The organism is Asanoa iriomotensis, from assembly GCF_016862515.1.
Taxonomy (GTDB): Bacteria; Actinomycetota; Actinomycetes; order Mycobacteriales; family Micromonosporaceae; genus Asanoa; species Asanoa iriomotensis.
This window is the reverse complement of the sequence record NZ_BONC01000010.1, coordinates 11,618-34,166: the sequence shown is the minus strand read 5'-3', so window position 1 is coordinate 34,166 and position 22,549 is coordinate 11,618. Positions and strand designations below refer to the sequence as shown.

Annotated in this window: 19 protein-coding genes; 7 read left to right on the top strand and 12 right to left on the bottom strand. The window is 72.0% G+C overall.

Annotated features, from left to right (window positions below; genetic code table 11):
* Positions 1–101: 101 nt before the first annotated feature.
* From Air01nite_RS09550 to Air01nite_RS09540, 3 genes are all read right to left on the bottom strand, one after another.
* Positions 102–857 carry an SDR family NAD(P)-dependent oxidoreductase gene (locus tag Air01nite_RS09550; RefSeq protein ID WP_203701624.1) on the bottom strand — a complete coding sequence of 252 codons (756 nt, stop codon included), beginning with the start codon at positions 855–857 and terminating at the stop codon, positions 102–104.
* 949 nt (positions 858–1,806) lie between these two features.
* On the bottom strand, positions 1,807–2,892 hold the full coding sequence (locus Air01nite_RS09545) for a LacI family DNA-binding transcriptional regulator (protein WP_203701623.1): 1,086 nt from the start codon (positions 2,890–2,892) through the stop codon (positions 1,807–1,809).
* 60 nt (positions 2,893–2,952) lie between these two features.
* Positions 2,953–4,068 (bottom strand): mandelate racemase/muconate lactonizing enzyme family protein, encoded by a 1,116-nt coding sequence (locus Air01nite_RS09540; RefSeq protein WP_203701622.1) that lies wholly within the window; start codon positions 4,066–4,068, stop codon positions 2,953–2,955.
* Between the two features lie 88 nt (positions 4,069–4,156).
* Here Air01nite_RS09540 and Air01nite_RS09535 point away from each other — a divergent pair, with 88 nt between their 5' ends.
* Both Air01nite_RS09535 and Air01nite_RS09530 read left to right on the top strand, forming a co-directional pair.
* A complete protein-coding gene (locus Air01nite_RS09535) occupies positions 4,157–5,365 on the top strand; it encodes a CaiB/BaiF CoA transferase family protein (protein WP_203701621.1) in 1,209 nt (402 codons plus the stop codon).
* Positions 5,362–6,432, top strand: coding sequence for a Gfo/Idh/MocA family protein (locus Air01nite_RS09530; protein ID WP_203701620.1), 1,071 nt, complete (start codon positions 5,362–5,364; stop codon positions 6,430–6,432). Before Air01nite_RS09535 ends, Air01nite_RS09530 begins: the two co-directional genes overlap by 4 nt.
* Before the next feature lie 82 nt (positions 6,433–6,514).
* Here Air01nite_RS09530 and Air01nite_RS09525 read toward each other — a convergent pair whose 3' ends face one another.
* From Air01nite_RS09525 to Air01nite_RS09500, 6 genes are read right to left on the bottom strand one after another with little or no spacing between them, the layout of a single operon-like run.
* The gene (locus tag Air01nite_RS09525; protein WP_203701619.1) at positions 6,515–7,633 is read right to left on the bottom strand and encodes an MmgE/PrpD family protein; all 1,119 of its coding nucleotides are present in this window, start codon (positions 7,631–7,633) and stop codon (positions 6,515–6,517) included.
* Between the two features lie 7 nt (positions 7,634–7,640).
* Positions 7,641–8,750: a mandelate racemase/muconate lactonizing enzyme family protein gene (locus Air01nite_RS09520; protein WP_203701618.1), complete on the bottom strand. Its 1,110-nt coding sequence runs from the start codon at positions 8,748–8,750 to the stop codon at positions 7,641–7,643.
* 11 nt (positions 8,751–8,761) lie between these two features.
* The gene (locus Air01nite_RS09515; protein WP_203701617.1) at positions 8,762–9,643 is read right to left on the bottom strand and encodes an amidohydrolase family protein; all 882 of its coding nucleotides are present in this window, start codon (positions 9,641–9,643) and stop codon (positions 8,762–8,764) included.
* 14 nt (positions 9,644–9,657) lie between these two features.
* Positions 9,658–9,897 (bottom strand): biotin/lipoyl-containing protein, encoded by a 240-nt coding sequence (locus Air01nite_RS09510; RefSeq protein ID WP_203701616.1) that lies wholly within the window; start codon positions 9,895–9,897, stop codon positions 9,658–9,660.
* A complete protein-coding gene (locus Air01nite_RS09505) occupies positions 9,894–10,895 on the bottom strand; it encodes a thiamine pyrophosphate-dependent dehydrogenase E1 component subunit alpha (protein ID WP_203701615.1) in 1,002 nt (333 codons plus the stop codon). The genes Air01nite_RS09510 and Air01nite_RS09505 overlap by 4 nt, the downstream gene beginning before the upstream one ends.
* Complete coding sequence (locus Air01nite_RS09500) at positions 10,892–11,893, bottom strand: alpha-ketoacid dehydrogenase subunit beta (RefSeq protein ID WP_203701614.1); 1,002 nt, start codon at positions 11,891–11,893, stop codon at positions 10,892–10,894. Before Air01nite_RS09500 ends, Air01nite_RS09505 begins: the two co-directional genes overlap by 4 nt.
* A 280-nt stretch (positions 11,894–12,173) precedes the next feature.
* On the opposite strand from Air01nite_RS09500, the gene Air01nite_RS09495 reads away from it, so the two are divergent.
* On the top strand, positions 12,174–13,265 hold the full coding sequence (locus Air01nite_RS09495) for a hypothetical protein (protein WP_203701613.1): 1,092 nt from the start codon (positions 12,174–12,176) through the stop codon (positions 13,263–13,265).
* Positions 13,266–13,314: 49 nt separating this feature from the next.
* Here the strand turns inward: Air01nite_RS09495 and Air01nite_RS09490 are convergent, their stop codons facing one another.
* A complete protein-coding gene (locus Air01nite_RS09490) occupies positions 13,315–13,464 on the bottom strand; it encodes a hypothetical protein (RefSeq protein ID WP_203701612.1) in 150 nt (49 codons plus the stop codon).
* A 146-nt stretch (positions 13,465–13,610) separates the two neighbouring features.
* Here Air01nite_RS09490 and Air01nite_RS09485 point away from each other — a divergent pair, with 146 nt between their 5' ends.
* Positions 13,611–14,576, top strand: coding sequence for an AfsR/SARP family transcriptional regulator (locus Air01nite_RS09485; RefSeq protein ID WP_203701611.1), 966 nt, complete (start codon positions 13,611–13,613; stop codon positions 14,574–14,576).
* Between the two features lie 148 nt (positions 14,577–14,724).
* Positions 14,725–16,458, top strand: coding sequence for a tetratricopeptide repeat protein (locus Air01nite_RS09480; RefSeq protein ID WP_203701610.1), 1,734 nt, complete (start codon positions 14,725–14,727; stop codon positions 16,456–16,458).
* On the opposite strand, the gene Air01nite_RS09475 is transcribed toward Air01nite_RS09480, so the two are convergent.
* Entirely contained in the window at positions 16,355–17,170 is an 816-nt protein-coding gene (locus Air01nite_RS09475; protein ID WP_203701609.1) for an SAM-dependent methyltransferase, read from the bottom strand. The two genes, Air01nite_RS09480 and Air01nite_RS09475, sit on opposite strands and share 104 nt — an antisense overlap.
* A 188-nt stretch (positions 17,171–17,358) precedes the next feature.
* On the opposite strand from Air01nite_RS09475, the gene Air01nite_RS09470 reads away from it, so the two are divergent.
* Positions 17,359–18,876 (top strand): ricin-type beta-trefoil lectin domain protein, encoded by a 1,518-nt coding sequence (locus Air01nite_RS09470; protein WP_239090605.1) that lies wholly within the window; start codon positions 17,359–17,361, stop codon positions 18,874–18,876.
* 76 nt (positions 18,877–18,952) lie between these two features.
* Positions 18,953–22,078, top strand: coding sequence for an NACHT domain-containing protein (locus tag Air01nite_RS41870; RefSeq protein WP_203701608.1), 3,126 nt, complete (start codon positions 18,953–18,955; stop codon positions 22,076–22,078).
* Here the strand turns inward: Air01nite_RS41870 and Air01nite_RS09460 are convergent.
* Positions 21,994–22,449: a DUF6326 family protein gene (locus Air01nite_RS09460; protein ID WP_239090604.1), complete on the bottom strand. Its 456-nt coding sequence runs from the start codon at positions 22,447–22,449 to the stop codon at positions 21,994–21,996. The genes Air01nite_RS41870 and Air01nite_RS09460 overlap by 85 nt on opposite strands.
* Between the last annotated feature and the right edge of the window lie 100 nt (positions 22,450–22,549).

Genomic DNA, 22,549 nt, shown 5'->3' with positions numbered 1-22,549 from the left:
TGGAATCGTTGTCAATGACTCCGGCAACGTTTCCAGAATCGTTACTATGCGGCGCGAAGCCGCCGGCCGATCGGACCCGCGACGAGGCGGGCCGGTGCCGGTCAGTACATGAGCTGCCCGCCGGAGACGTTCAACGTCGCTCCGGTGACATAGCGGGCGCCGGGGCGCAGCAGGTAGACCACGGCGTCAGCGATCTCGTCGGGTGTGGCCATGCGACCGAGAGGCACCATCGCCACGGAGGCCGCGAGCTGCTCGTCGGTCATGCCGGCACGCATCATCTCGGTGTCGACGAAGCCCGGCGCGACGGTGTTGACCCGCACCCGCTGGGGCGCCAACGTCCGGGCGAGCCCGCGGGACATCGACACGATGCCACCCTTGGCGGCGTTGTAGACGACCGAGCCGCCCAGGCCGCCGGTCCACCACCCCTGGGAGGAGAGGTTGACGATCGCACCGCCGTTGCCGGCGGCCGCCAGCCGCAGGCCGACGGCGCGGTTGAGGAAGAACGTGGCCTTGAGGTTGGTGTCGACCTGAAGGTCCCAGTCTTCCTCGGTGATGTCCTCCAACCGGTGGCGGCGCCGCAACACGGCGGCGAGGTGAGCGAGCCCGGCGAGCGGCCGACCGGTGTCGCCGGCGGCGTCGAGGATGCGGTCGTGGGTGGCGAGGTCGCGCAGGTCGACGGCGACGCTTCGGTGCCCGGCGCCGGGCAGGTCGGCGAGCAGACGATCCAGCCGGTCCACGGCGAGGTCGACCGCGACGACGGCCACGCCCTCGGCCGCGACCATCCGCGCGACCGCGGCACCGATCCCACCGGTCGCGCCGGTAACGATCACCGCGGACCCGGCCAACGTCTCGCTCATGCGAAACCCTCCCTCACCCGACGCGCGTCATGACCTGCCGGCCCACACCCGCGCTGACCACCCGATCCAGCCGCCATCCCGGCCACGCGCCACCGTCCGCTGCCGCCGCCTGCGTCGCGAAGTGCCGGCCGCATCCGTGACATCCGTCTAACCCGGCGACCATCCCTCTCACGCCCAACCCTCCCCACGCCGTGTGCGCCATGAAGTGCCGGCCCACATCCTCGACGACCACCCCGGTCACACCCAGCCCTCCCCCACGCCACGTACGTCATGACCTGCGGCCGCATCCGGGGACGACCGCCCAAGACCAGCCACCATCTCGATCACGCACACCCACCGCCCACCCGGTGTCCGCTACCGCCCGCCGGCCGCACTCCCGACAACCACCCGAACCGGGCGCCATCTCGGTCACGCGCAACCCACCGCCCACCCGGCGTCCGCCATGGCGTGCCAGCCGCAGCGGCGGGGACCACACCGAACCGGTGCGCCATCTCGGTCACGCGCAACCCACCGCCCACCCGGCGTCCGCCACGCCTGCCGGCCGCAGCGGCGGTGACCACCCCGAACCGGTGCGCCATCTCGGTCACGCCCAACCCACCGCCCACCCGGCGTCCGCCACGGCCTGCCGGCCACCACCGACGACCAGCCCCAACGGGGGCGCCAACTCGGTCACGCCCAACCCACCGCCCACCCGGCGTGCGCCATGGCCTGCCGGCCGCACCACCGACGACCAGCCCAAACCGGGGCGCCAGATCGGTCACGCCCAACCCACCGCCCACCCGGCGTGCCCCATGGCCTGCAGGCCGCACCACCGACGACCAGCCCAAACCGGGGCGCCAGATCGGTCACGCCCAACCCACCGCCCACCCGGCGTGCGCCATGGCCCGCCGGCCACACCCCCCACGACCACCCCGAACCGGGCGTCGTCTCGGTCATGGCCGGGTCCGTGTCATGGCTTGGCGGTTGTGCGGACGGCCTTCTTCGCCGTCGACTTTCGTGGTGTGGCCGGGCGGCGGACCGGGCCGACGCTGTCGCGTGGTGTGAAGCGGGTGTCGATCACCACCGTGCGGGGTTCGGCGCCGTCGAGCATGTCGAGCATCAGGCGGGCTGCCGCGGTGCCCATCTCGCCCGAGTCGCGCGACACCGACGCCAGGTCTGGGGCCAGCACGTCGAACATCGGCCATTCGTCGAGGGTCACCAGACCCACGTCGACACCGACCGATCGGCGCAGTTGGCGCAGCGCCTGCAGGGCGCCAGCCGCCGAGGCGATGCCGCCCGTGATCAGCGCGGTTGGCTCGGTGCGCCGCGAGAACAGGCGGATCACCTCGGCCTTCGCGTAGTCGGCGTCGAAGCTGCCCAGGGCCAGCATGCTGCGGTCGACCGGCACGCCCGCCGCGTCGAAGGCGGCCTCGTAGCCCCGCAGCCGCTCGCGGGAGGAGCGCACCGCCATCGAGCCGGTGACCAGACCGATCTTCCGGTGCCCGCGGGCCAGCAGCTCACCGGTGGCCCGGTAGACGCCGGAATAGTGGTCGCAGAGCACCGCCGCGGCGCCGAAGCCCGGCACCTCGCGGTCGAGCAGGACGACCGGGCCGTTGAGCGCGGTCAGCGCCGCGCGGGTGCTCTCGGCCTCCTCGGACACGAGCGACACGATCACGCCGTCGACCCGGCGCCGGCGCAGCAGCGCGAGGTTGCGGGCCTCGACGTCGAGGTGGCCGTCGGAGCTGGTGATCAGCATGGAGAAACCGGAGCGCCGCAGCTCCTGCTCCGCCGCCCGCGCGATGTTGGCGAACAGCGGGTTCGAGATGTCGCGCAGCACGAAGCCGATCGTCTTGGTCGAGCCGCTGCGCAGTGACTGGGCGAGCAGGTCGGGCTCGTAGCCGAGCTCGGCGACGGCGGCTTCCACCTTGGCGCGCATCGCCGCCGACACGTCGGGGTGCCCGGTGAGCACCCGGGAGACGCTGGACAGCGCGACACCGGCCTGGACGGCGACGTCACGAATGGTCGCGCCGGATCCCTCCGAGTCGGACCTGGACATCGACGACCTCCGTGTTTGGCGGACCCAGTTACTCAACGGACAAGTATGACCTAACGGGGATCAGCCGTCCGCCCGGTGGCGGCGGATGACGTCTTCGTCAAGTTCCCACCCGAAGCCGGGTCCGTGCGGCAGCGGCAGCTCGCCGTCGACCAGCGCCGGCCGGTTGGCCAGCAGGGTCCAGAAGATCGGGTCGCGGGTCGGCGAGAACGCCTCGACGAACGTGCCGTTCGGCACCGACGCCAGCAGATGCGCGGCGACCTGGCCCTCCTCGTGATGACCCAGCTCGACGTCGAAGGCAAGCGCCATCGCCGCGACCCGCCGCCACTCGGTCGGCCCGCCGCCCCAGGAGGCGTCGAAGTTGCAGACGTCGACCGCGCCGTTGACGAACATCTCCCGCATGCCGACCCGGGAGATCTCGCTCTGGCCCGCGGCGACGTCGACGTTGCCGCGGCTGCGCACGTCGCGCAGACCGCGCCAGTCGGCATGCCAGCGGGTCGGCTCCTCGAACCAACGCAGCCGCACGTCGTCGCCGAGCAGTCGCAGGAACTCGAGCGCCTCGTTGACCGTGTAGCCCTGGTTCGCGTCCACGACGAAGAGGAAGTCCTCGCCGACGATCTTGCGTGCCGCGCGCAGCCGGTCGGCGTCCTCCTGCGGCGGCTTCGCACCGATCTTGAACTTCATGCCGACCATGCCGTGCTCGGCCTTGAAGAACTCGAGCTCCTTCTCGAGGTCGGCCGCGCTCGACCCGTAGTAGCCCCCGATGCCGATCATCGGAATGCGGTCGCGGTAGCCGCCCCACAGGCGCCACAACGGCTGGTTGGCGTACTTGCCGACCGCGTCCCACACCGCGCTGTCGACGCAGGCGATGGCCTGCATCGGGATCGCCCGGTCCCGGAGCTGGTCGAGCGTGACCGGCAGCATCGCCTGCCACACCCGCTCGACGCGCAGCACGTCGAGACCGATGATCCGCGGCGCGATCTCGTCGCGGATGATGCCGAGCACCTCGTGCTGCTCCTCGTCGGTGTCGGCGTTGTACGCCTCGCCGACGACACCGTCGGAGGTGCGGATCCGGGTGATGATCGTGCACCGGTTGCGCATCGAGTAATAGCTGCCCTTGTAGTGATGACGCAGCGGGATCCGCAGCGGGATCGTCTCGATCGCCTCGATCGTCGGCATGCACTTCTCCTGGGCGAGCGCGTTGGGTATCGTTCCTGGAAACGGTACCGGTAACGTGCTTCGCGGGTCAACGCGGAAGGGACGGGGAATGACGCTTCCCTTGTCAGACATCAGGATCGTGGCGGTCGAGCAGTACGGCGCCGGCCCGTACGGATCCATGCACCTGGCCGATCTCGGCGCCGACGTCATCAAGGTCGAACAGCCACCCGACGGCGACGTCGGCCGCTACGTCCCGCCGTACCGGGACGGAACCGAGAGCCTGTTCTTCGAGTCCTTGAACCGCAACAAGCGCAGCGTCTGCCTGGACATCGCACACCCGCGCGGCCGCGGGGTCTTCGAGGACCTCGTCGCCCGCAGCGACGCGGTCTTCTACAACCTGCGCGGTGACGTGCCGGCCAAGCTGGGCCTGCGGTACGCGGACCTCAAAGGGGTCAACCCACGGGTGGTGTGCTGCTCCCTTTCCGGGTACGGCATGACGGGGCCCCGAGCCGCCGAGCCCGGTTTCGACTACATGGTGCAGGGCGTGGCCGGCTGGATGAGCATCACCGGCGAGCCCGACGGGCCACCGACCAAGACCGGCATGTCCGCCGTCGACTTCGCCACGGGGCTCGCCGCGGCACTCTCGTTGATGGTCGGCGTGCACGCGGCCCGCCGCGACGGCGCCGGCGGCGACGCGGACGTGGCGCTGCTGGACACCGCGGTCTCGATGCTGAACTACCTCGCGACCTGGCACCTGACGCGCGGCCACGTGCCGCGCCGGGTCGAGCGTTCCGGTCACCCGACGCTCGTGCCGTTCGGCAACTTCCCCACCGCCGACGGCTGGATCGTCGCGGGCGGCAGCAAGGAGAAGTTCTGGGTGCGGATGACGGAGGCGTTCGGGCGACCGGACCTGGCGACCGACCCGCGGTTCGCCACGTTCGACGACCGGCTGCGCCACCGCGACGAGATCATCGGCGTGCTGGACGCCGAGTTCGCCAAGCGCCCGACCGCGGAGTGGTTGACGCTGCTGACCGCCAGAGGGGTGCCCTGCGCCCCGATCAACGACATCGGTGCGGCGCTCGCCGATCCCCAGGTGGTCGCGCGCGATCTGGTCTTCCGCACCGCACACCCGAAGCTCGGCCCGGTGGGCCAGGTGGCGTCGCCGGTCCGGTTCGGCGACACGGCACCCTTGCGGAGGCGTGGCCCGTCCCTGGGCGAGCACACCCGGGAGATCCTTGCGGAACTGCTCGGATACACCGACGATCACATCGCCGAACTCGTACGCGCCGGCGCCGTACGCGAAAGGGTCGAACCGTGAGCAAACTGCGCCTGTCGGTCATCGGCGCCGGGTCGTGGGCCGTCTCCTCACACCTGCCCGAACTGGCCAAGCGCCGGGACGAGATCGAGTTCCACGGCGTCTGCCGGCTGGGTGGGGATCAGCTCGCCCGCATCAAAGCCGACTGGGGCTTCGCCCACGCCAGCGAGGACTACCGGGAGGTGTTGGCCGACGGTGCCGACATCGTGCTCGTCGGCAGCCCGGCCGCGCTGCACCACCCGCACGCCAAGGCTGCCCTGGAGGCCGGGGCGGACGTACTCGTCGAAAAGCCGTTCACCGCTACCAGTGCGCAGGCGTGGGACCTCGTCGACACCGCGGCGCGTGACGGCCGGCACCTGCTGGTCGCGTACGGGTACAACTACCGGCCGATGATGCGCTCCGCCCGTGCGCACATCGCCCGGCTCGGCGGGATCGGCCCGGTCGAGTCGCTGATGGTCTACATGGCCTCGGGCACCAGAGAGCTGCTGTCCGGATCCGGGGCGTACGCGCGCGCGTCCAGCCTGTCCGCGCCCGACATGGCGACCTGGGTCGATCCGGAGCTGTCCGGCGGCGGCTACGGGCAGGCGCAGTTGACCCACGCGCTGGGGCTGGCCCTGTGGCTGCACGACATCGAGGTCGAGGCGGTCCAGGCGGTCGTCGCGAGCCCACTGGGCGGCACGGTCGAGCAGCACGACGCCGCCGTGCTGCACCTGGCCGGCGGCGGCATCGGCACGCTCACCGGCGCGTCCGCGCACCAGCAGGCGATGAACTACCGCGACCAGCTTCAGGTGCGGATGGTCGGCCGGGACGGCCAGTTCCAGCTCGACGTCGAGAACGACAAGCTGCGAATGTTCCGCGCCGACACCGGCGACGCCGACCTCGCCTTCGCCGACGGAAGCGGCCGGTACGAATGCGACGGTCCGCCGCACACCCTCGTCGACCTCGCGTCGGGCCGTGCCGTCGAAAACTGCTCCCCGGGCGATCTCGGCGCCCGCACGGTCGCGGTGCTGGAAGCCCTGTACGCCAGCGCCCGCACCGGCGACACCGTCCAGGTGGCCAGGCGGCCCTAGGGTCTGTGTCGAGGTCCCGGCCGGAGCGAGGCGAGGCCCAGGCGTCGGCTGGGGCCGCGGCAGCCCGGTCAGGACCTCGATCCTAGACGCCGAGCGCGCGTCGCGCGGCCGTCGTGTCCCCGTCGTCGACGGCGGCGCCGGCGAGTGTCCACATGAGATCCGCGTCGGCCGCCCATTTGCGCTCCGCGAGTGCCTGGCGCTCGGGGCCCGGGCCGCCGGGTGGCACCGACACCTCCACGGCCTCGTCGGGCCGCCCGGACGGCCACACCCGCGCCGACTCGACCGGCCGGCTCTCGACGTGGATCCGCACCGGCGGCGCACCCGACCCCGGCTGTTCCAGCCTGAAGGGGTCCGGCGACGCCCACACCCGGGCGACCGTCTCGGCCAGGCTCCACCAGCCCCGTTCCGCGCCGGCGGCCACGGCGACCTGCGGTGCGACGGCGACCTCGAGGCCCTCGACCGCGGCCGACCCGGACCGCAGGGCGAGCAGCGCCGCCACGGCCGACTGGGCGAAACCGTTGACGGGATAGGGCCGGATGGACGTCGCGCCCAACGCGGCCAGCGGCCGTGGCTCCTCGCCGGCGGCGCCGAACAGCGCGCCGACGCCCGCATCGCCGCTCAGCACAGCTTCCGGCGGTGTCAGGCCCCATGCGGCGGCCCGGGCCGCTTCGAGACCCGCCGACGCGGCCGCGGCCCGGTGCCAAGCCGCCGCCGGGCTCCGCTCCCGCATCGTCTGCCCGACACCGCCGGCCGTGGTCAGCGCCAGGCCGACGGCGGCGGCGATCGCCTCCGGATCACGCCGGCCGGCCAGCAGCACGGCGGCCGCCGCCGCGGCACCGGCCTGCCCCGCGACCGCCGTGGTGTGCCAGCGCCGGGCGGCCGCCTCGCCCAGCCAGGTGGCGGTGACCGCCGCCGCCTCGTATCCGGCCGCGGCGGCCGCCGCCACGCAACGGCCGGGCACGGACGGCACGGACAGCACGACGGGCCACACCACCGAGCCGGGATGGATGCGCGCCGGCCAGTAGATGTCGTCGCGGTCGCCGCGGTGGCCACGGATGGCCAGCGCGACGACGGAAGACGCCTCCGGCGCGGATCGGTCCCAGGCGCACGCGATGTGGTCGGCCAGCAACAGCCGCGCCGCGTCCAGGTCGACCGGTGCGGTGCGAGCGGCCGCGGCGATGGCGACAAGTGGGGCGTCCACGGAACACCTAGACGCGGTAGCGGTCGACGACCGACTCGTCGACGGTGATGCCCAGGCCCGGTCGGTCGACCGGCGGGAACATCCACCCGTCCACGTGGTCGAACGGCTCCGCGACGAGGTCGTGCTGCATCGGGTTGCGCAGGGGTTTGAGCTCGAACACCCGGCACACGGGCGTGCTGAACGAGATCGCGAGGCTGGCGGCGGTCACGATCGCCGAGGACCAGGCGTGCGCGTTGGCCTGGCGACGATGGGCCTCCACCCGGTCGACGACCTTCTTGAAGCCGGTGATGCCCTCGGCGCGGGCCGGGTCCACGCCCAGCACGTCGCAGGTGCCGGTGGCGAGCACCCGCTCGAACCCCTCGAGGGTCCACTCCTTCTCGCCGTACGCGATCGAGGTCTGCGTCTTGGCCCGCAGGGTGGCGTATCCCTCGGGGTCCCACGCGCCGAGCGGTTCCTCGATCCACTCGATGCCGTGCTCCTCGAACGCCCGCACCCGGCGCACCGCGGTGGCCACGTCCCACCGGATCGCGATGCCGAGATCGATCATCAGCGACTTCCCGGGCCCGATCGCCTCGCGCATCGCCTTGACGTAGGCGACGTCCCGGTCGTGCTCGTAGCCGAGGCGGGCGCTGCCGCGCTTGCCGAAGCCGACCTTCATGCCCTGCAGGCCCGTGGAAAGCCAACCGACCGCCTCGTCGGCCATCTCGGCGATCGACTCGTGATGGGCGTGCGAGGAGGCGATGGCCGGCAGCCGCTCGTGCACGGGACCGCCGAGCAGGTCGAGCACGCTGCGGCCGAGGGACTTGCCCTTGAGGTCCCAGAGGGCGATGTCCAGCGCCGCGATCGCGTACGAGGCCATGCCGCCGCCGTATCCGTACCACCAGGCGCGGTCCTTGAGCGAGCGCCAGATCGCCTCGGTGTGCACGGGATCGCGACCGATCACGGCGTCGGCCATGCCGTCGACGATGCGGGCGACGGCGTGGTTCGCGTCGGCGAACTGGGTGATCGCCTCACCCCAGCCGACCGCGCCGTCGTCGGCGACGACCTTCACCAGGCACAGATAGCGCGTCGCGTCGAAGTCGTTCGGCTCCGGGTACGCGACCGGAATCGCTTCCACCGAGGCGACCTTCATGACGCGAGCCGGTAGACGTCGAGCGCGTTGCCGGACAGCACGGCCCGTTGTTCGTCCGGCGACAGCGTCGACGCGTAGTCCCGGTAACAGTCCATGATGGAGTCGTACGAGCTGAACAGCCGGTCCACCGGCCAGTTGGACCCGACCATGCACCGCTGCGGGCCGAAGCTCTCCAGGCAGTGCTCGGCCCACGGCCGCAGCGACTCCCGGCTGAACAGCGGATCGGTCATCGCCAGCCCGGAGATCTTGCAGACGACGTTCTCGTGCTTGGCCAGGTCCGTGAGCGCGCTCCGCCAGGCCTGGAAATACTCGTCGTCGCGCCGGCGCGGGTAGCCGAAGTGCTCCAGCACGATCCGCAGATCAGGGTGGCGCGCGGCGAGCGCGCCGGCCGCACCCATGTTCGGGAACTCGCAGTCGAGGTCGAAGACAAGGTCGTGCGCGGCGAGCCGGCGCAACGAGCGTTCGTACTCTGCTGACAGCTCGCCGGCCGCCAACGCCGGCTCCGCCGCGAAGTCGCGGACGCCCTTGAACAGCGGCGACTCCTGGTGGCCGGCGAGCTGGCGGGCGGCGTCGGCCGAGCCCAGGTCGGCGTGGGCGACGATGCCGTGCGGGATCCCGTGCGTTTGCGCCATCTCCGTGAGCCAGTGGGTCTCGGTCACCGGGTCCGGCGACCCGATCGCCGCCTGGACGTGGACGAAGTGGGTGACGCCGGCGAACCTTGCCTCGGCCCACAGGTGGCGGGCGTCGAACGCCTCGCTCTTGATGCCGTCGATGTCGCCGAGGATCGGATGGACCGCGTCCGGTGCGAGCCAGTCCCAGCGAAGCTCCGGATGCTTGTGGTTCCAGAAGTGCACATGGGTGTCGACGATCGGCAACACGGTGCCAACCCTCCTCACGCGGCTCGGATGACGGCGATGGGCGTGCCGGTGGTCACCTCGTCGTCGGCCTTGACGAGGTGTTCGCTCACCACACCCGCCACCGGCGACGGCACGTCGACCACCGTCTTGTCGGTCTCCACCCGCACGAGCGGGTCGCCTTCCGCGACAGCCGCGCCGACGGCCGCCGCCCACTCGACGACGACGACCTCGTCGACCGTGTCGGCGAGCCTGGGCAGCTTGACGGTGACCCTCACGCCGCCACCGCCCAGATATTGCGGAACATGGCCGCGGGCGTGGGATCCGGCCCGGCGGCGACCGCCTCGGCGACCGCGTCGAGGTCCTCGTCGACGGCCTTCTCCAGCCCGGCCAGGTCGTCCTCGGTGGCAGCGCCGCCGGCGACCAGCGCGGCACGCGCGAGGACCAGCGGGTCGCGCTCGCGCCACCGCTCTAGTTCACCCTCCGGCCGGTACGTCGCCTGGTCGGCCCGCGAGTGCCCGGCGAACCGGTAGGTCTTGGCCTCCACCAGGGTCGGCCCCTCGCCGGCGCGGGCCCGGGACACCGCCTCGCGCAGCACGGCGCGGGTCGCGTCGACGTCCATGCCGTCGACCGGAACCCCGGGGATGTCGTACGAGCCGGCCCGGCGGTGCAGGTCGGTCAGCGGCGTCGTGAGGTCGATCCGGCTGTATTCGGCGTACACGTTGTTGTCGCAGACGAAGACGACCGGCAGCTTCCACACCGCGGCGAGGTTGAGCGCCTCGTGGAAGGCGCCGATGTTGGCCGCGCCGTCGCCGAAGACCGCGACCGCGACCCGGTCCTCTCCCCTCGTCTGGAACGCCAGCGCCGCGCCCGCGGCCACGGGCAGCCCGGCGCCCACGATCGCGAAGGTCGGCAGCAGCCCGACGTCCGGCTCGCAGAGATGCATGGAGCCGCCGACGCCGCCGGTGCACCCGTCGGCCTTGCCCATGATCTCGGCGAGCACGTCGGTCGCCGGCATGCCGAGGGCCAGCGCGATGCCGTGCCCGCGGTAGGTGGCCGTCACGATGTCGGTGGCGCGCAACTCGAGCGCGAGGCTCACGTCGAGTGCCTCCTGGCCGGCGCACAGGTGGGTGGTGCCGTGGATCAGACCCTGGGCGAAGAGGTCGTTGACCCGCTCTTCGAACCGCCGGATCTCGTACATCCGCTCGTAGCGGGCGACCGGATCGGCCAGCGCTTCCCGCCGTGCCACGTGGTCGCCGGACCGCACCAGGGTCATGCCGCGACTCCTTCACGAAGCCACCACGGATCCGGCACCTCGCCGGTCCGCAGGTAGGTGGTCAGTTGGTGCTCGATCTCGCCGATGCCCGGGCTGAACCGCGCCTCGAGCGCCTTGTTGTACGGCACCGGCACGTCCGGAGCGGTGATGCGGAACGGTGGCGCCTGCAGCGACCGGAACGCGGCGGTCGTCACGGTGGCCACGATCTCGGCGCCCCAGCCGCCGCTCGCCGGCGCCTCCTCGACGGTGACCAGGCGGCCGGTCTTCGCGACCGACGCGAGCACGGTCTCCCGGTCCCACGGCGTGACGGTCGACAGGTCGATCACCTCGATGCCGGCGTCGATCCGCTCGGCGGCTGCCAGGGCGGCCCGCACGGTCTGACCGAGCGCGACCACGGTGAGCGCGTCTCCCTCCCGCGGCACTCGCGCCACACCGAGCGGAACGATGCCCGCGTCACCCGTGACGCACTCGCCCCGCTCGGCGTAGAGCACGCGAGGCTCCAGGACCACCACCGGGTCGGGGTCCCGGATCGCGGAGCGGAGCAGGCCGTACGCGGTCTGCGCGTCGCTGGGGACGGCGACCTTGAGGCCCGGCGTGGCGCCGAGCCAGTTCTCCAGGGTCTGGCTGTGCTGCGTGCCGAAACCGAGTCCGGAACCGACACTGGCCCGGACCACGAGCGGGACGCCGACCCGGCCGTTGCTGAGGTAGCGGAACTTGGCGGCCTCGGTGACGAGCTGGTCGAGGGCCACGCCGAGGAACTCCATGAACATGATCTCGGCGACCGGCCGCATGCCGACCGCGGCGGCACCGACCGCGGCACCGACGAAGCCCATCTCGGAGATGGGCGTGTCCCGGACCCGCAACGGGCCGAACTCGGCGAGCAGCCCCTCCGAGGTCTTGAACGGACCCTCGGCCGCCGCGATGTCCTCACCGAAGATCAGGACGGACTCGTCCTCCCGCATCGCATCGGACAACGCCGACGCGATTGCCTGTCGCACCCGTATCCGCGCCATCCGCCCGCCTTCCGTGGCCGCCTCGTGGACTGGAAACGATTCTGATCCTGCCGCGAGGTCTCAACCGCCGTCAACCCCAAGATTCGCTGGATGACATTCCCGCCAAGGCGGACCGAGCCGACAATTCGGCGGGAACGTTTCCAGCAATGGACGGCGCGGCAGCCGACCGGCAGAACTCGGCGTTGCGCGCATGATCTGACAGCGCGACGGGCGCGGACCGGTCAGCCTCGATCAAGAAATCGAGGCACTTCGATCGGAGGTACGTATGCGAGTCCGTTCCCTCGCTCTCCTGCTGACCGCGGCAGTGACCCTGGCCTTCACCGCGGTCACGGCCCCGCCCGCCGCCGCGGCGACACCCGACCGGTGGGGTTTCGCCGCCGTGTGGAACCCCGCCGTCCCCCTCGGCACGACCCTCGACACCACCCGCCAGTGGGGCAGCTGGAAGACCGCGTTCCCGGCCCTCTGGGCCACCGGCGGAAAGCAGGCCGTCGGGCGCTTCCAGGTCACGTTCCCACAGGTCGCCAGCGGTACGCGCGGCACCGTGCACGTCACGGCCGTCAGCCGCACCGGCAACTACTGCGAGGTGGTCCGCTGGGGATCCGCCGTGGCGGACGAGATCGTCGACGTGGCGTGCCACAAGCCCGGCGGCGTCCCCGCCGACACCCCGTTCACGATCATGTGGTCGACCAGCTCCGGGGTGACTCCGCCCGGGGCCTACGCGACCGCGCAGGTGAACACGGCCGGCAACGCGGTCCAGTGGTACAACAGCACCGGAGCGGGCGTGCCCGGCACCGGAATGCTGACCCCCGGCCGCTACATCGTGCGCTTCCCCGGCGTCGGCGTCGTGGGCGTCGGCCTGTCCGGCAACGTGCAGGTCACCGCGATCCAGCCCAACGCGGTGGCGCGACGCTGCAAGGTCGAGTCCTGGTCGCCGGTCGGCCTGGAGATCGACGTCGTCGTCGTGTGCGTCAACGCCGCCGGCGCGCCCACCAGCACCGACTTCTTCGTCACGTACCACCGCCAGCGCGCCGTCTTCGGCGCCGTCGACGTGCCGAAGTACTTCGGCTACATCTGGTCCGCGGGCGGCGGCCAGACCAACTACAACCACCAGCTCGGCTTCGGCGCCAACGCCGTCGGCATGCTCGGCGTCGGCACCTACCAGGTGAAGTACCCGCAGCTCGGTGTCCGCGAGACACATGCGCAGATCACCGCGTACGGCGACGGCCCGAACTACTGCGGCCTGGGCCAACCCTGGGTCTACTCAGGACCGGACGCGCTCGTGACCGTCATGTGCTTCGACAACGCGGGCAACCCGGTCAACTACCGGTTCCTGTCGACCTTCACGTCGCGCCGCTGAGGCCGGTGTCCCGGGCGATCCCACGGCTCGCCCGGGACGCGCTGTCTGACTAGCAGCACTCGAGCCCGTAGCTGATCGAGCTCCCCAACGACGACGTGCTCGCCGCGGCGGCCGGTGCGGCGAACAGCGCCACCGCGGCGGCACCGCCGAGGACGACGATCGCCAGCCGGCGGACCAGGCGCGTGCGGAAACTGACCATGGACATCTCCTCGCGACAAGGGGCCAGCCCCGGCTGACCCGTTGCCCACCACGGTGACAGCGATGCGTGGAAGGCCCGTGGAAACGGCGCGGACGCATCGACACGGTACGATCGGGCAACCAGGCGCTCAACGGGGGGAGCCGTCATTGGGCGATCTGCGCATCGCCGTGCTCGGACCGTTGCGGGTCGAGCGCGACGGGTTCACCGTCCAGCTTGGACCCCGGCTCACCGAGCTGCTGTCGACCCTGCTTCTCGAACCAGGTCGCGCGATCCCCGCCCGGCGCCTGGTCGACCTCCCGTGGTCCGGCGGCGCGGACGCGACCCTCCGCAGCCACGTCCCGCATCTCCGCAAAGCCCTGCCCGGCAACGTGCTCGTCACCGTGGGCCGCGGTGCGAGCCTCAGCTACCGCCTCGACATCAGCCCGGACGCCGTTGACGCACACCGCTTCGCGTCGACCTGTGCGCAAGCGCAGCGGTCGGATGACGCCGCCCGCCGTCTGGAGCTGCTCGACGAGGCGCTCGGGCTGTGGCGGGGCACCGCCTACGCCGACATCGCACACCAGCCGTTCGCGTTGCCGCAGATCGCGCGGTTGCGGAGTCTGCGCCAAGCGGCGCGGCGCGGGCGGGCCGAAGTGTTGGCGACGCTCGGGCGGCACGCCGACGCGGCGGCCCAGCTCCGTGACCTGGTCGGTGCGGAACCCTTCGACGAGGCGCTGCGCCGGCTCCTGGTGATGGCGCTCTACGCGCAGGGGAAGGTTGCCGAGGCCGCCGAGGTGTGCCGCGCGGGGCTCGACCTGCTCCGCACCCACGGCATCGAGTCGCCCGAACTGCACGACCTGCAGCGGCTCGTCCTGCGACGGGAGCTACCGACCGATCCGGGGACGCCGGACATCGAGGTCCCCCACCAGCTTCCCCGCGATCCACCGGCGATCGTCGGGCGTGCCAGCGAGCTCGCAGTCGCGGCGGCGGAGCTGCGGGCACCGGGCGGGCCCACGGTCCTGCTCGTGACCGGGCCCGCCGGGATCGGCAAGACCAGCCTCGCGGTGCGGCTCGGGCACGACGTGGGCAGACCATTTCCCGGACGGTCAGCTCTACGTCGACCTGTGCGGTAGCCACCCCACCGGTGTCCCCGTCGAGCCCGCACAGGCCCTGCACGGCTTTCTCGACGCGCTGGGTGTCGCACCGGACCGCATCCCCGACAGCCTGCCGGCGCGCGCCGCGAAGTACCGCAGCCGGCTCGGCCTCCGGCGGGTCCTGGTCGTGCTCGACAACGCGCGCGATGCCGACCAGGTCCGCGACCTGATCCCGGGTGCCGCGGGCTGCGCCGTCGTGGTGACGAGCCGCAACCGGCTGCCCGCCCTGGTCGCGACGGCCGGCGCGCGGCCGTTCCCGCTCGACCTGCTTCCCGCGGAGTCGGCCCGCGCACTGTTCCTCGCCCGGGCCGGCGGTCGGGTGACGGCACGCGACGATCCGGCGCTCGCCCAGATCGTCGCGCGCTGCGCCGGCCTGCCGCTGGCGCTCGCGCTGGTCGCGGCCCGCGCCGCCACCCGGCCCAACCTGGCCCTCCGCGTGCTGGCCGACGATCTCGCCGGTGTCCACAATGGTCTCGACGGTTTGACGGGCACCGACCTGCGCCCGGTGTTCTCGTGGTCCTACCTCGCGCTCGACGAGCCGGAGCGCAGGATGTTCCGCCTGCTCGGGCTGTTCCCCGGCACCGCGGTCGGCGTGGCCGCCGCGGCCAGCCTGGCGGGCGCGCCGGCCGCGAGCGCCGGCAGGTCGTTGGCGAAGCTCGCCGAGGCGAACATGGTCACCGAGCTGGCCGACGGCCGTTTCACCACGCACGACCTGCTCCGCGCGTACGCGTGCGAACTGGTCGCGAAAGAGGAGGCGGCGTCCCGGCGCCTGGTCGACCACTATGTGCACTCCGCGGAGACCGCGGACAAGCTGTTGTGGCCGCACCGCCACCGCCGGACGGCACCCGCGCCACCCGACGGGGTCAGCGTGGCCGATCTCGGCGACCAGGAGGGCGCGACGGCGTGGCTGGTGGCCGAGCAGCCCGTACTCCTGGCGCTGCTCGACAGCCCGGTGATCGACGATCCCACGACCGCGCGGCTCGCTCGGGCGCTGACCACGCACCTCCACCGGTCCATGCAACCGGGCCTGGTGCACACCGTGGCGACGGCGGCGCTGCGGGCGACCGAGCGTTCCGGTGACGACTGGGGCCGGGCGGACGCGCAGCGCGAGATCGGCCTGGCGCTCATCCGGCTCGACCGGCACGCCGAGGCGACCGGTGCGCTCGATGCCGCGTTGGCCCTGTTCGAGGGGCTCGACGAGTACGTCGGCATGGCGCACACCCAGCTCACCCTCGGGTGGCTGGCGGACCAGCAGCTTCGCCTGACCCAGTCGCTGGAGCACGACCGCCGGGCACTGGCCCTGTTCGGCGCCGCCGGCGACCGCAACGGCGAGGCGCGTGCGCTCAACGCGGTCGGTTGGGACGAGGCACGGTTGGGCAACCACGCCCAGGCACTGCGTCAGTGCCGCCGGGCGGTGCGCCTGCACCTGCGGCTAGGTGACCGCTCCGGCGCCGCCCGCGCCCACGACAGCATCGGATACGCGCTCCATCACCTCGGGCGCTATTCCGACGCGCTGGACAGCTTCGACCGCGCCCTGGCCGTCTACCGCGCGGCCGGTGACCTGTTCTGCGTCGCGGAGACGCTGACGCACGTCGGCGACACGCTGCACGCCGGCGGTTCCCCCGGCGAGGCGAGCGCCGCCTGGCGTGCGGCGTTGGGCATTCTCGACACCCTCGGGCACGCGACGCGACCGAGGTCCGGGAACGGCTGCAGCACGTCAGCCAGGACCGAGCGCCCGCGATCCGCGGGTGACGGATTCAGACGACCTTGCCGACGGCGGCCCAGATGCAGGACAGGCGCGGGTCGTCGGCGAAGTCGCTCGGGTCGCCGTCGGCCGGCCGCCAGGTCGTCGACCAGGTGACGCCGGGCTCGACCAACTCGGTGCCCGCGAAGAACCGCTCCACGCCCGCCTGGCTGCGGGTGCCGCCCGGGGTCGCCGTCTGCTGGCTGTAGACGCTCTTGATCGCCTCGACGTTCTCGCTGCTGGCCAGGAAGCCCTCGGTCGACGCGTGCGAGATGAGCAGATAGCTGCCGGGCGCCAGCGCCGAGCGCAACTCGTCGACCAATCCGTAGGCCTGGTCGTCGTCGGGCACGAAGTGCAGGACGGCGGCGAGCAGCACCGCGGTCGGCCGGCTGAAATCGATCAGGTCGCGGACCTGGGGGTGGTCGAGGATCGACTTGGGGTTGCGCATGTCGGCGTTGACGGCGACGACGTGCCGGTTGCCGGCGAGGATGTCGGTGCTCTCCGAGACGGCGACCGGGTCGATGTCGACGTAGACCACCCGGGCGTCGGGAGTGACGTCCTGCGCGATCTCGTGCACGTTGCCGACCGTCGGCATGCCGGATCCCAGGTCGAGGAACTGCCGGACGCCGGACTCGGCCAGGAAGCGCACCGCCCGCCCGAGGAAGGCCCGGTTGGCGCGGGCGATCGCCGGGAACGTGGGCTGCATCGCGATGATCTTCTCGGCGGCCTCGCGATCGGCGGCGAAGTTGTGGACACCGCCGAGGTAGTAGTCGTACATCCGAGCGGCCGTGGCGGGCTTGCGCGAGCGGTCGGAAGCCTCGTCGGTCATGCGGGTACGCACCCTTCGTCGCTCGGTCGTGAACGGAGGCTCACTTATACCACGTTGTCCGCATTGACAGCTGCCCCGCCGTCACGGAGCGTCGCAGCGTCCCATCCATTGACATCTATTCAATAAACGGTAAGGATTCCTTAGAGAGCGCTCTCGCCGTCCGTACCCCCGTCTCTAAGGACACTGCCGTGCGACCAACCGCGCTCATCGGCGCGGCGGCCCTGGCTGCCGCGTGCGTTCTCGTCCCGACGGCCGGCCATGCTGAGCCGCCGCCCTCGCCCACCACCCAGACCCTCGCCCCGGGCATGCGCCAGGCCCTGCAACGCGACCTCGGCCTGTCCGGCCAGCAGGTCGACATCCGGCTCGCACACGAGTCCGCCGCCCCGGCCGTCGAACGGAACCTGGCGGCGCGGCTCGGTGACCGCTTCGGCGGCGCCTGGTACGACGCCGGGGCCGGCCGGCTCGCCGTCGCCGTCATCGGCGCCGACCCCGCCGCACGGCGGGCGGTCGAACAGGCCGGCGCCCGCGCCGTCACCGTCCGCTACGGCGCCGTGGCGCTGAACACCGCGAAGCGCGCGCTCGACGCAACAGGTGCCGGCGCGGGTGTGCATTCGTGGTGGGTCGACCCGGCCACCGACTCCGTCACCATCGCGGGCGACCCGGCCGCGGCGCGCGCGTTCGCGAAGGCGGCCGGGCTGCCGGCGAGCCAACTCACCGTCCGGCCGGAAAGCACCGCGCCGGCCCCCCTCTACGACATCCGGGGCGGCGACCAGTACGTGATCAACGGCAACACGCTCTGCTCGGTCGGCTTCTCCGTCAACAACGGCGGCTTCGTCACGGCCGGCCACTGTGGCGGCACCGGCAGCCCGACCCTCGGCTACAACAACGTGAGCCAGGGGAACTTCGCCGGCTCGTCGTTCCCCACGAACGACTACGCGTGGGTGCGCACCAACGGCAACTGGACGCCCCGTCCGTGGGTCAACAACTACGCGGGCGGCAACGCCAACGTGGCCGGTTCCAACGAGGCACCGGTCGGTGCGGGCGTCTGCCGCTCGGGCCGGACCACCGGCTGGCGCTGCGGCACCGTGCAGGCCAAGAACGTGACGGTCAACTACTCGGGCCAACTCGTCTACGGGCTGACCTCGACCACCGCGTGCGCCGAGGGTGGCGACTCCGGCGGGGCGTGGCTGTGGGGCGACCAGGCGCAGGGCGTCACGAGCGGCGGGTCCGGCAACTGCTCCTCCGGCGGCACGACGCTGTTCCAGCCGGTCAACGAGATCCTCGGCGCGTACGGGCTCCAGCTCACGACCAGCGGCGGAGGCGGCGGCACGAGCCGGATCGTCGGCTACGCCAACAAGTGCGTCGACGTGCCGAACTCCAACGGGGTCGACGGACAGTTCCTCTGGCTCTGGACCTGCAACGGCACCGGCGCGCAGAACTGGACGTTCCCGGGCGACGGCACGATCCGCAACTTCGGCCTCTGCATGGACGTGGCCTGGGGCTCCACCGCCAACGGCGCGGTGGTCCAACTCGCCAACTGCAACAGCACCGGTGCACAGCAATGGGTCCTGACCGGCGCCGGCGACCTGGTCAACCCACAGGCCAACAAGTGCCTGGACGTCTCGGGCTGGAACAGCGCCGACGGCGCGCGCCTGATCATCTGGGACTGCCACGGCGGCGCCAACCAGAAATGGCGCCGCGCCTGACCGCGGACCCTTCGGTCTCGTCCAGGGGACCGATCGAGCACTGTCGAGTGTGGCGCCGTGACGCGATGATGTGTTCGTGGGGAAGCGATCGCGGCGGGAACGCGCACTGAGCGTCGCCATGGTCGTCCTCGTCGTCGGTGGCGTCGCGCTGGGCGCCTCGCAGCTTCGCCGGATGGAGCTCGAGGAGGCGGCGAACACCAGCGACGTCGTGTCCATGGTGCTGACCGCGGCGATGGTGCTGGTGCCGTCCGTCCGGTGGGTGCTGCGGTTGGCCCAGCGGCCCGAGCCAGTTTCCGACCGGGTCCTCACCGAGGTCACCGATCGGCTGGCTCGGGCGGTGCGGCAGTCGTGGGCGGCCGAGGAGAAGGCCCGCAGCGTGTACGACCCCTACGCGCTGCCGGTGCGCTGGAGCTCCGACCAGGAGGGTGGGGAGTACGCAGAGATCCACGAGGCCTTCCAGGCGTCCGCGGCGCGCCGGCTGGTGGTCCTGGGCGAGGCCGGTGCCGGCAAGACCATGCTGGCGGTCCGGCTGGCGCTGGACATGCTCAAGCACCGAGGTTCCGACGACCCGGTGCCGGTGGTCCTGGCCCTGTCCACGTGGGACCCGGCGGTCCCGCTGGCGGAGTGGATGGCCCGCCAGCTCGCCGGCGAACATCTCGACCTCGCCGCCCGGCCGGCCGGCGCGGCGCCGGATCTGCCGACGCTCGCACACGCGCTCGTCGCCGCCGACGCGGTGTTGCCGATCCTCGACGGGTTCGACGAGCTGCCGGCCGCGGCCCGGGCCGCGGCGATCCTGGGCGTGAACGCGCACGGTTCCGACTCGCCGCTCGTGCTGCTGAGCCGCCCGGACGAGTACGTCGAGGCGACCGTGGAGGCCGGCCGCGTCGTGGCGCTCGCCGATGTCATCCGGTTGCGCCCGCTCGACGTGGACTCCGTGTGCCGTTATCTCGCCGACGCGACCGCCGCGACCCCGCCCGACCGCTGGGACCGCGTGTTCGCGGACCTGCGCCGGCCCGGCAGCGCCGTGGGGGCGGCGCTGTCGACTCCCCTCATGGTGTGGCTGGCCCGCGTCGCGTACGCGGGCGGGGGCACCGACCCGGACGACGTGCTCGCGTTCGCCGACCGGGCGGGGGTCGAACTGCACCTGCTCGACGCGTTCGTGCCCGCCCTGTACGCGCCGGGCACCAGACGATCGGGACAGTTCCGCGTGTCCAGTCGGCAGGCGCAGCGCTGGCTCGGTTTCCTCGCGTCCCACCTCCAGCGCCAGGGCACCCCCAAGGTCGCCTGGTGGGAGCTCACCGGAGCGCTGCGGCTCGGGGCCGGCATCGGCGTGGCGGTGCGGATCTGGGCGCTCGGCGCACTGGTGTGGATGGTGCTGGTCGGCGCGCTCGCCGGCCAATCGACGCTCGAGCTCGCACCGCGCCTCATGGAGTACGCCGCGCGGGTGGACGCGAGCCGCGAAGAGGTGGCGGTCGAGCTGTGGGCGTTGGCCGTGGACGAGTACGAAGACGCGACCGACGGCGGCGACCAGTACGAGCTCGTGCGTCTGCTGTTCGCCGGCCCGTACGGCGAGCGCGTCCAGGACACGCTCATGGGCATCCCTGCTGTCTGGTCCGTGGTCGACGTTCTCACGGAGGCCGTGGAAGGTCTCATGGACCCGGAGGTGTACGTCCCGCTGCTGTTCTGGACGGGACTGCTGGCGGCGGCCTGGACCGCGCTGACAAGGCGGTTCGGCTCGCCGCGTGTGCCTCTGCCCGTGGCAGCGACCTTGCGCCCCGCCGTCATCCTCCGCGAACTGTTCGCCCGGGCACTCTTCGTCACGCTGACGTTCGCCATGTTCACCTTCACACTGGCGCTCCTGGACGAGGCGTCGGCCGTCACCGGTGGCCTGGGGTCGTTACCGCTGTTCGCCGCCATCGTCGGGTTTCTGTGCCTCCTCGCCGCGACCCGGTTCGCACCGCGTGCGCCGGTCGACGTCGAGCGGGCCGGCGACGCGGCCGCCGTGCTGCGCCAGGACCGGCGGGCCGCCGCGGCGCCGCTGCTCGTCGGGCGGTTGGTGATCGCCGGCCTGCTCGGCTGCGTCGCCTCGCCCGCGCTGGCCGTGGCGTACCTGGTCTTCGTGCTCGTCGCGACGGCCTTCGGCCGTGTGCTCGGCGGTCTGCAGACCGCGAACGCCGCCCGGGTGTACGCCGATGCCCGGCTGTGGCTTTTCGTCGGCCGCCGCCTGCCGTGGCGGGTACTGGCGTTCCTCGCCGACGCCCACCGGCGTGGCGTTCTGCGGCAGGTCGGAGCGGCACACCAGTTCCGGCACATCCGGCTCCAACAACGACTCGCCGAACGGTACGAACCGGCAGATGCCCTGCTCGCACGCCGGCTGGGGCCGGTCGTCGTGGCCACGGCACCGACCAGACGCCGGGTGTGGTCTCGCGTGCTGCCGCACCTGCACAGGCTCCACGACGCGGTGCGACCACGAGCCGTGGCCTTCGCCAACGGGTGTCGCCGCGTCCTGCTGGACCGGCACCAACCGGCGCCGCCCGACACAGTGATCTTCCTGCTGGTCAACGCGCATGCGGTCGCATCGGCCGTGGCCGGGCGGCTCCCGGTGCGGACGGCGGGCTCGCCCGAGCTGGACGAGCTGTTCGACGCCGTGCCGCACCTGGTCCGGACGCTCATGCGGACCGAGGTGGAGCAGGCGTACATCTCCGGAGTCGTCCGCGGGCAGGGCCGATGGGGCGTCGGCGAGCAGGACGTGTTCGTGCCGGCCTACCTGCGGACACCCGACGCGCATCTCATGCTGGTCCAAGCCGAACCACCCGACGCTGACACGCTGGCCGACCTCGACGCCCTCTGTGCGGACCTGCTCCGCGAACACCCGCACGCGGCCGATCGGCTCACCGTCTCCTGCGTTTCGACGACGACGCTGACCGCGTACGAAGCGCTCGCGAGCTGGCGACACGCGCAGCCCGTCGCCGTGCGGCGACCCTCGGACCCGGCCCGCCTGGAGCCGGGCCGGCCGTGGATCGCGCCGTGCAGATGGATGCGCCGGGTCGGCCTGACCACATCGACCGACGATCCAGAACGATCAAGGCCGGCCCCGGATCTCTCCAGGGTCGCCGGTCATGCGGTGCGGCGTGGCCAGGTCCAGGCGGAGCGCAGGATGAAGGCCAGGAGCAGCACCTCGAGTCCGATGGAGAGGCCGTAGAAGTAGGTGTAGGACCAGGGCTCTCCCGCCGCGTTGTATATCGAGACGGGGATGTAGAGCGTTGCCACGACGAGGTTGACGGTGCGGTTGACCCGGGCGGGCAGTGTCGTGGAGAGCAGGATCATGAGGATCGGGATGGCCATGAGCGTGAGCGCGATGGCGACGAAGGTTGGACCGGTGTCGAACTCGTGGACGGTGCCGGCCAGGATGTCGGTGACGAAGCCTGGCTTGTAGAGGGCGAGGTAGTCGACGTAGATGTAGAGGAACATGAAGCTCGTCCATGCTGCTGCGAGTTTGGCCCGCACGGGCATTCGCTGATCTTCCAGCGTGTTCTGGGACGGCGGATTCTCCAGTGCGGTGTGGGATCTCATCACCATGCTCCTCGGCTTGATCGGGTGGGTGCTTCCACCTTCACGGATGCCGGCGGCGGGCACATTAGCCCCTGAGCGCTGATTCGGCCTGGCCGTTGGC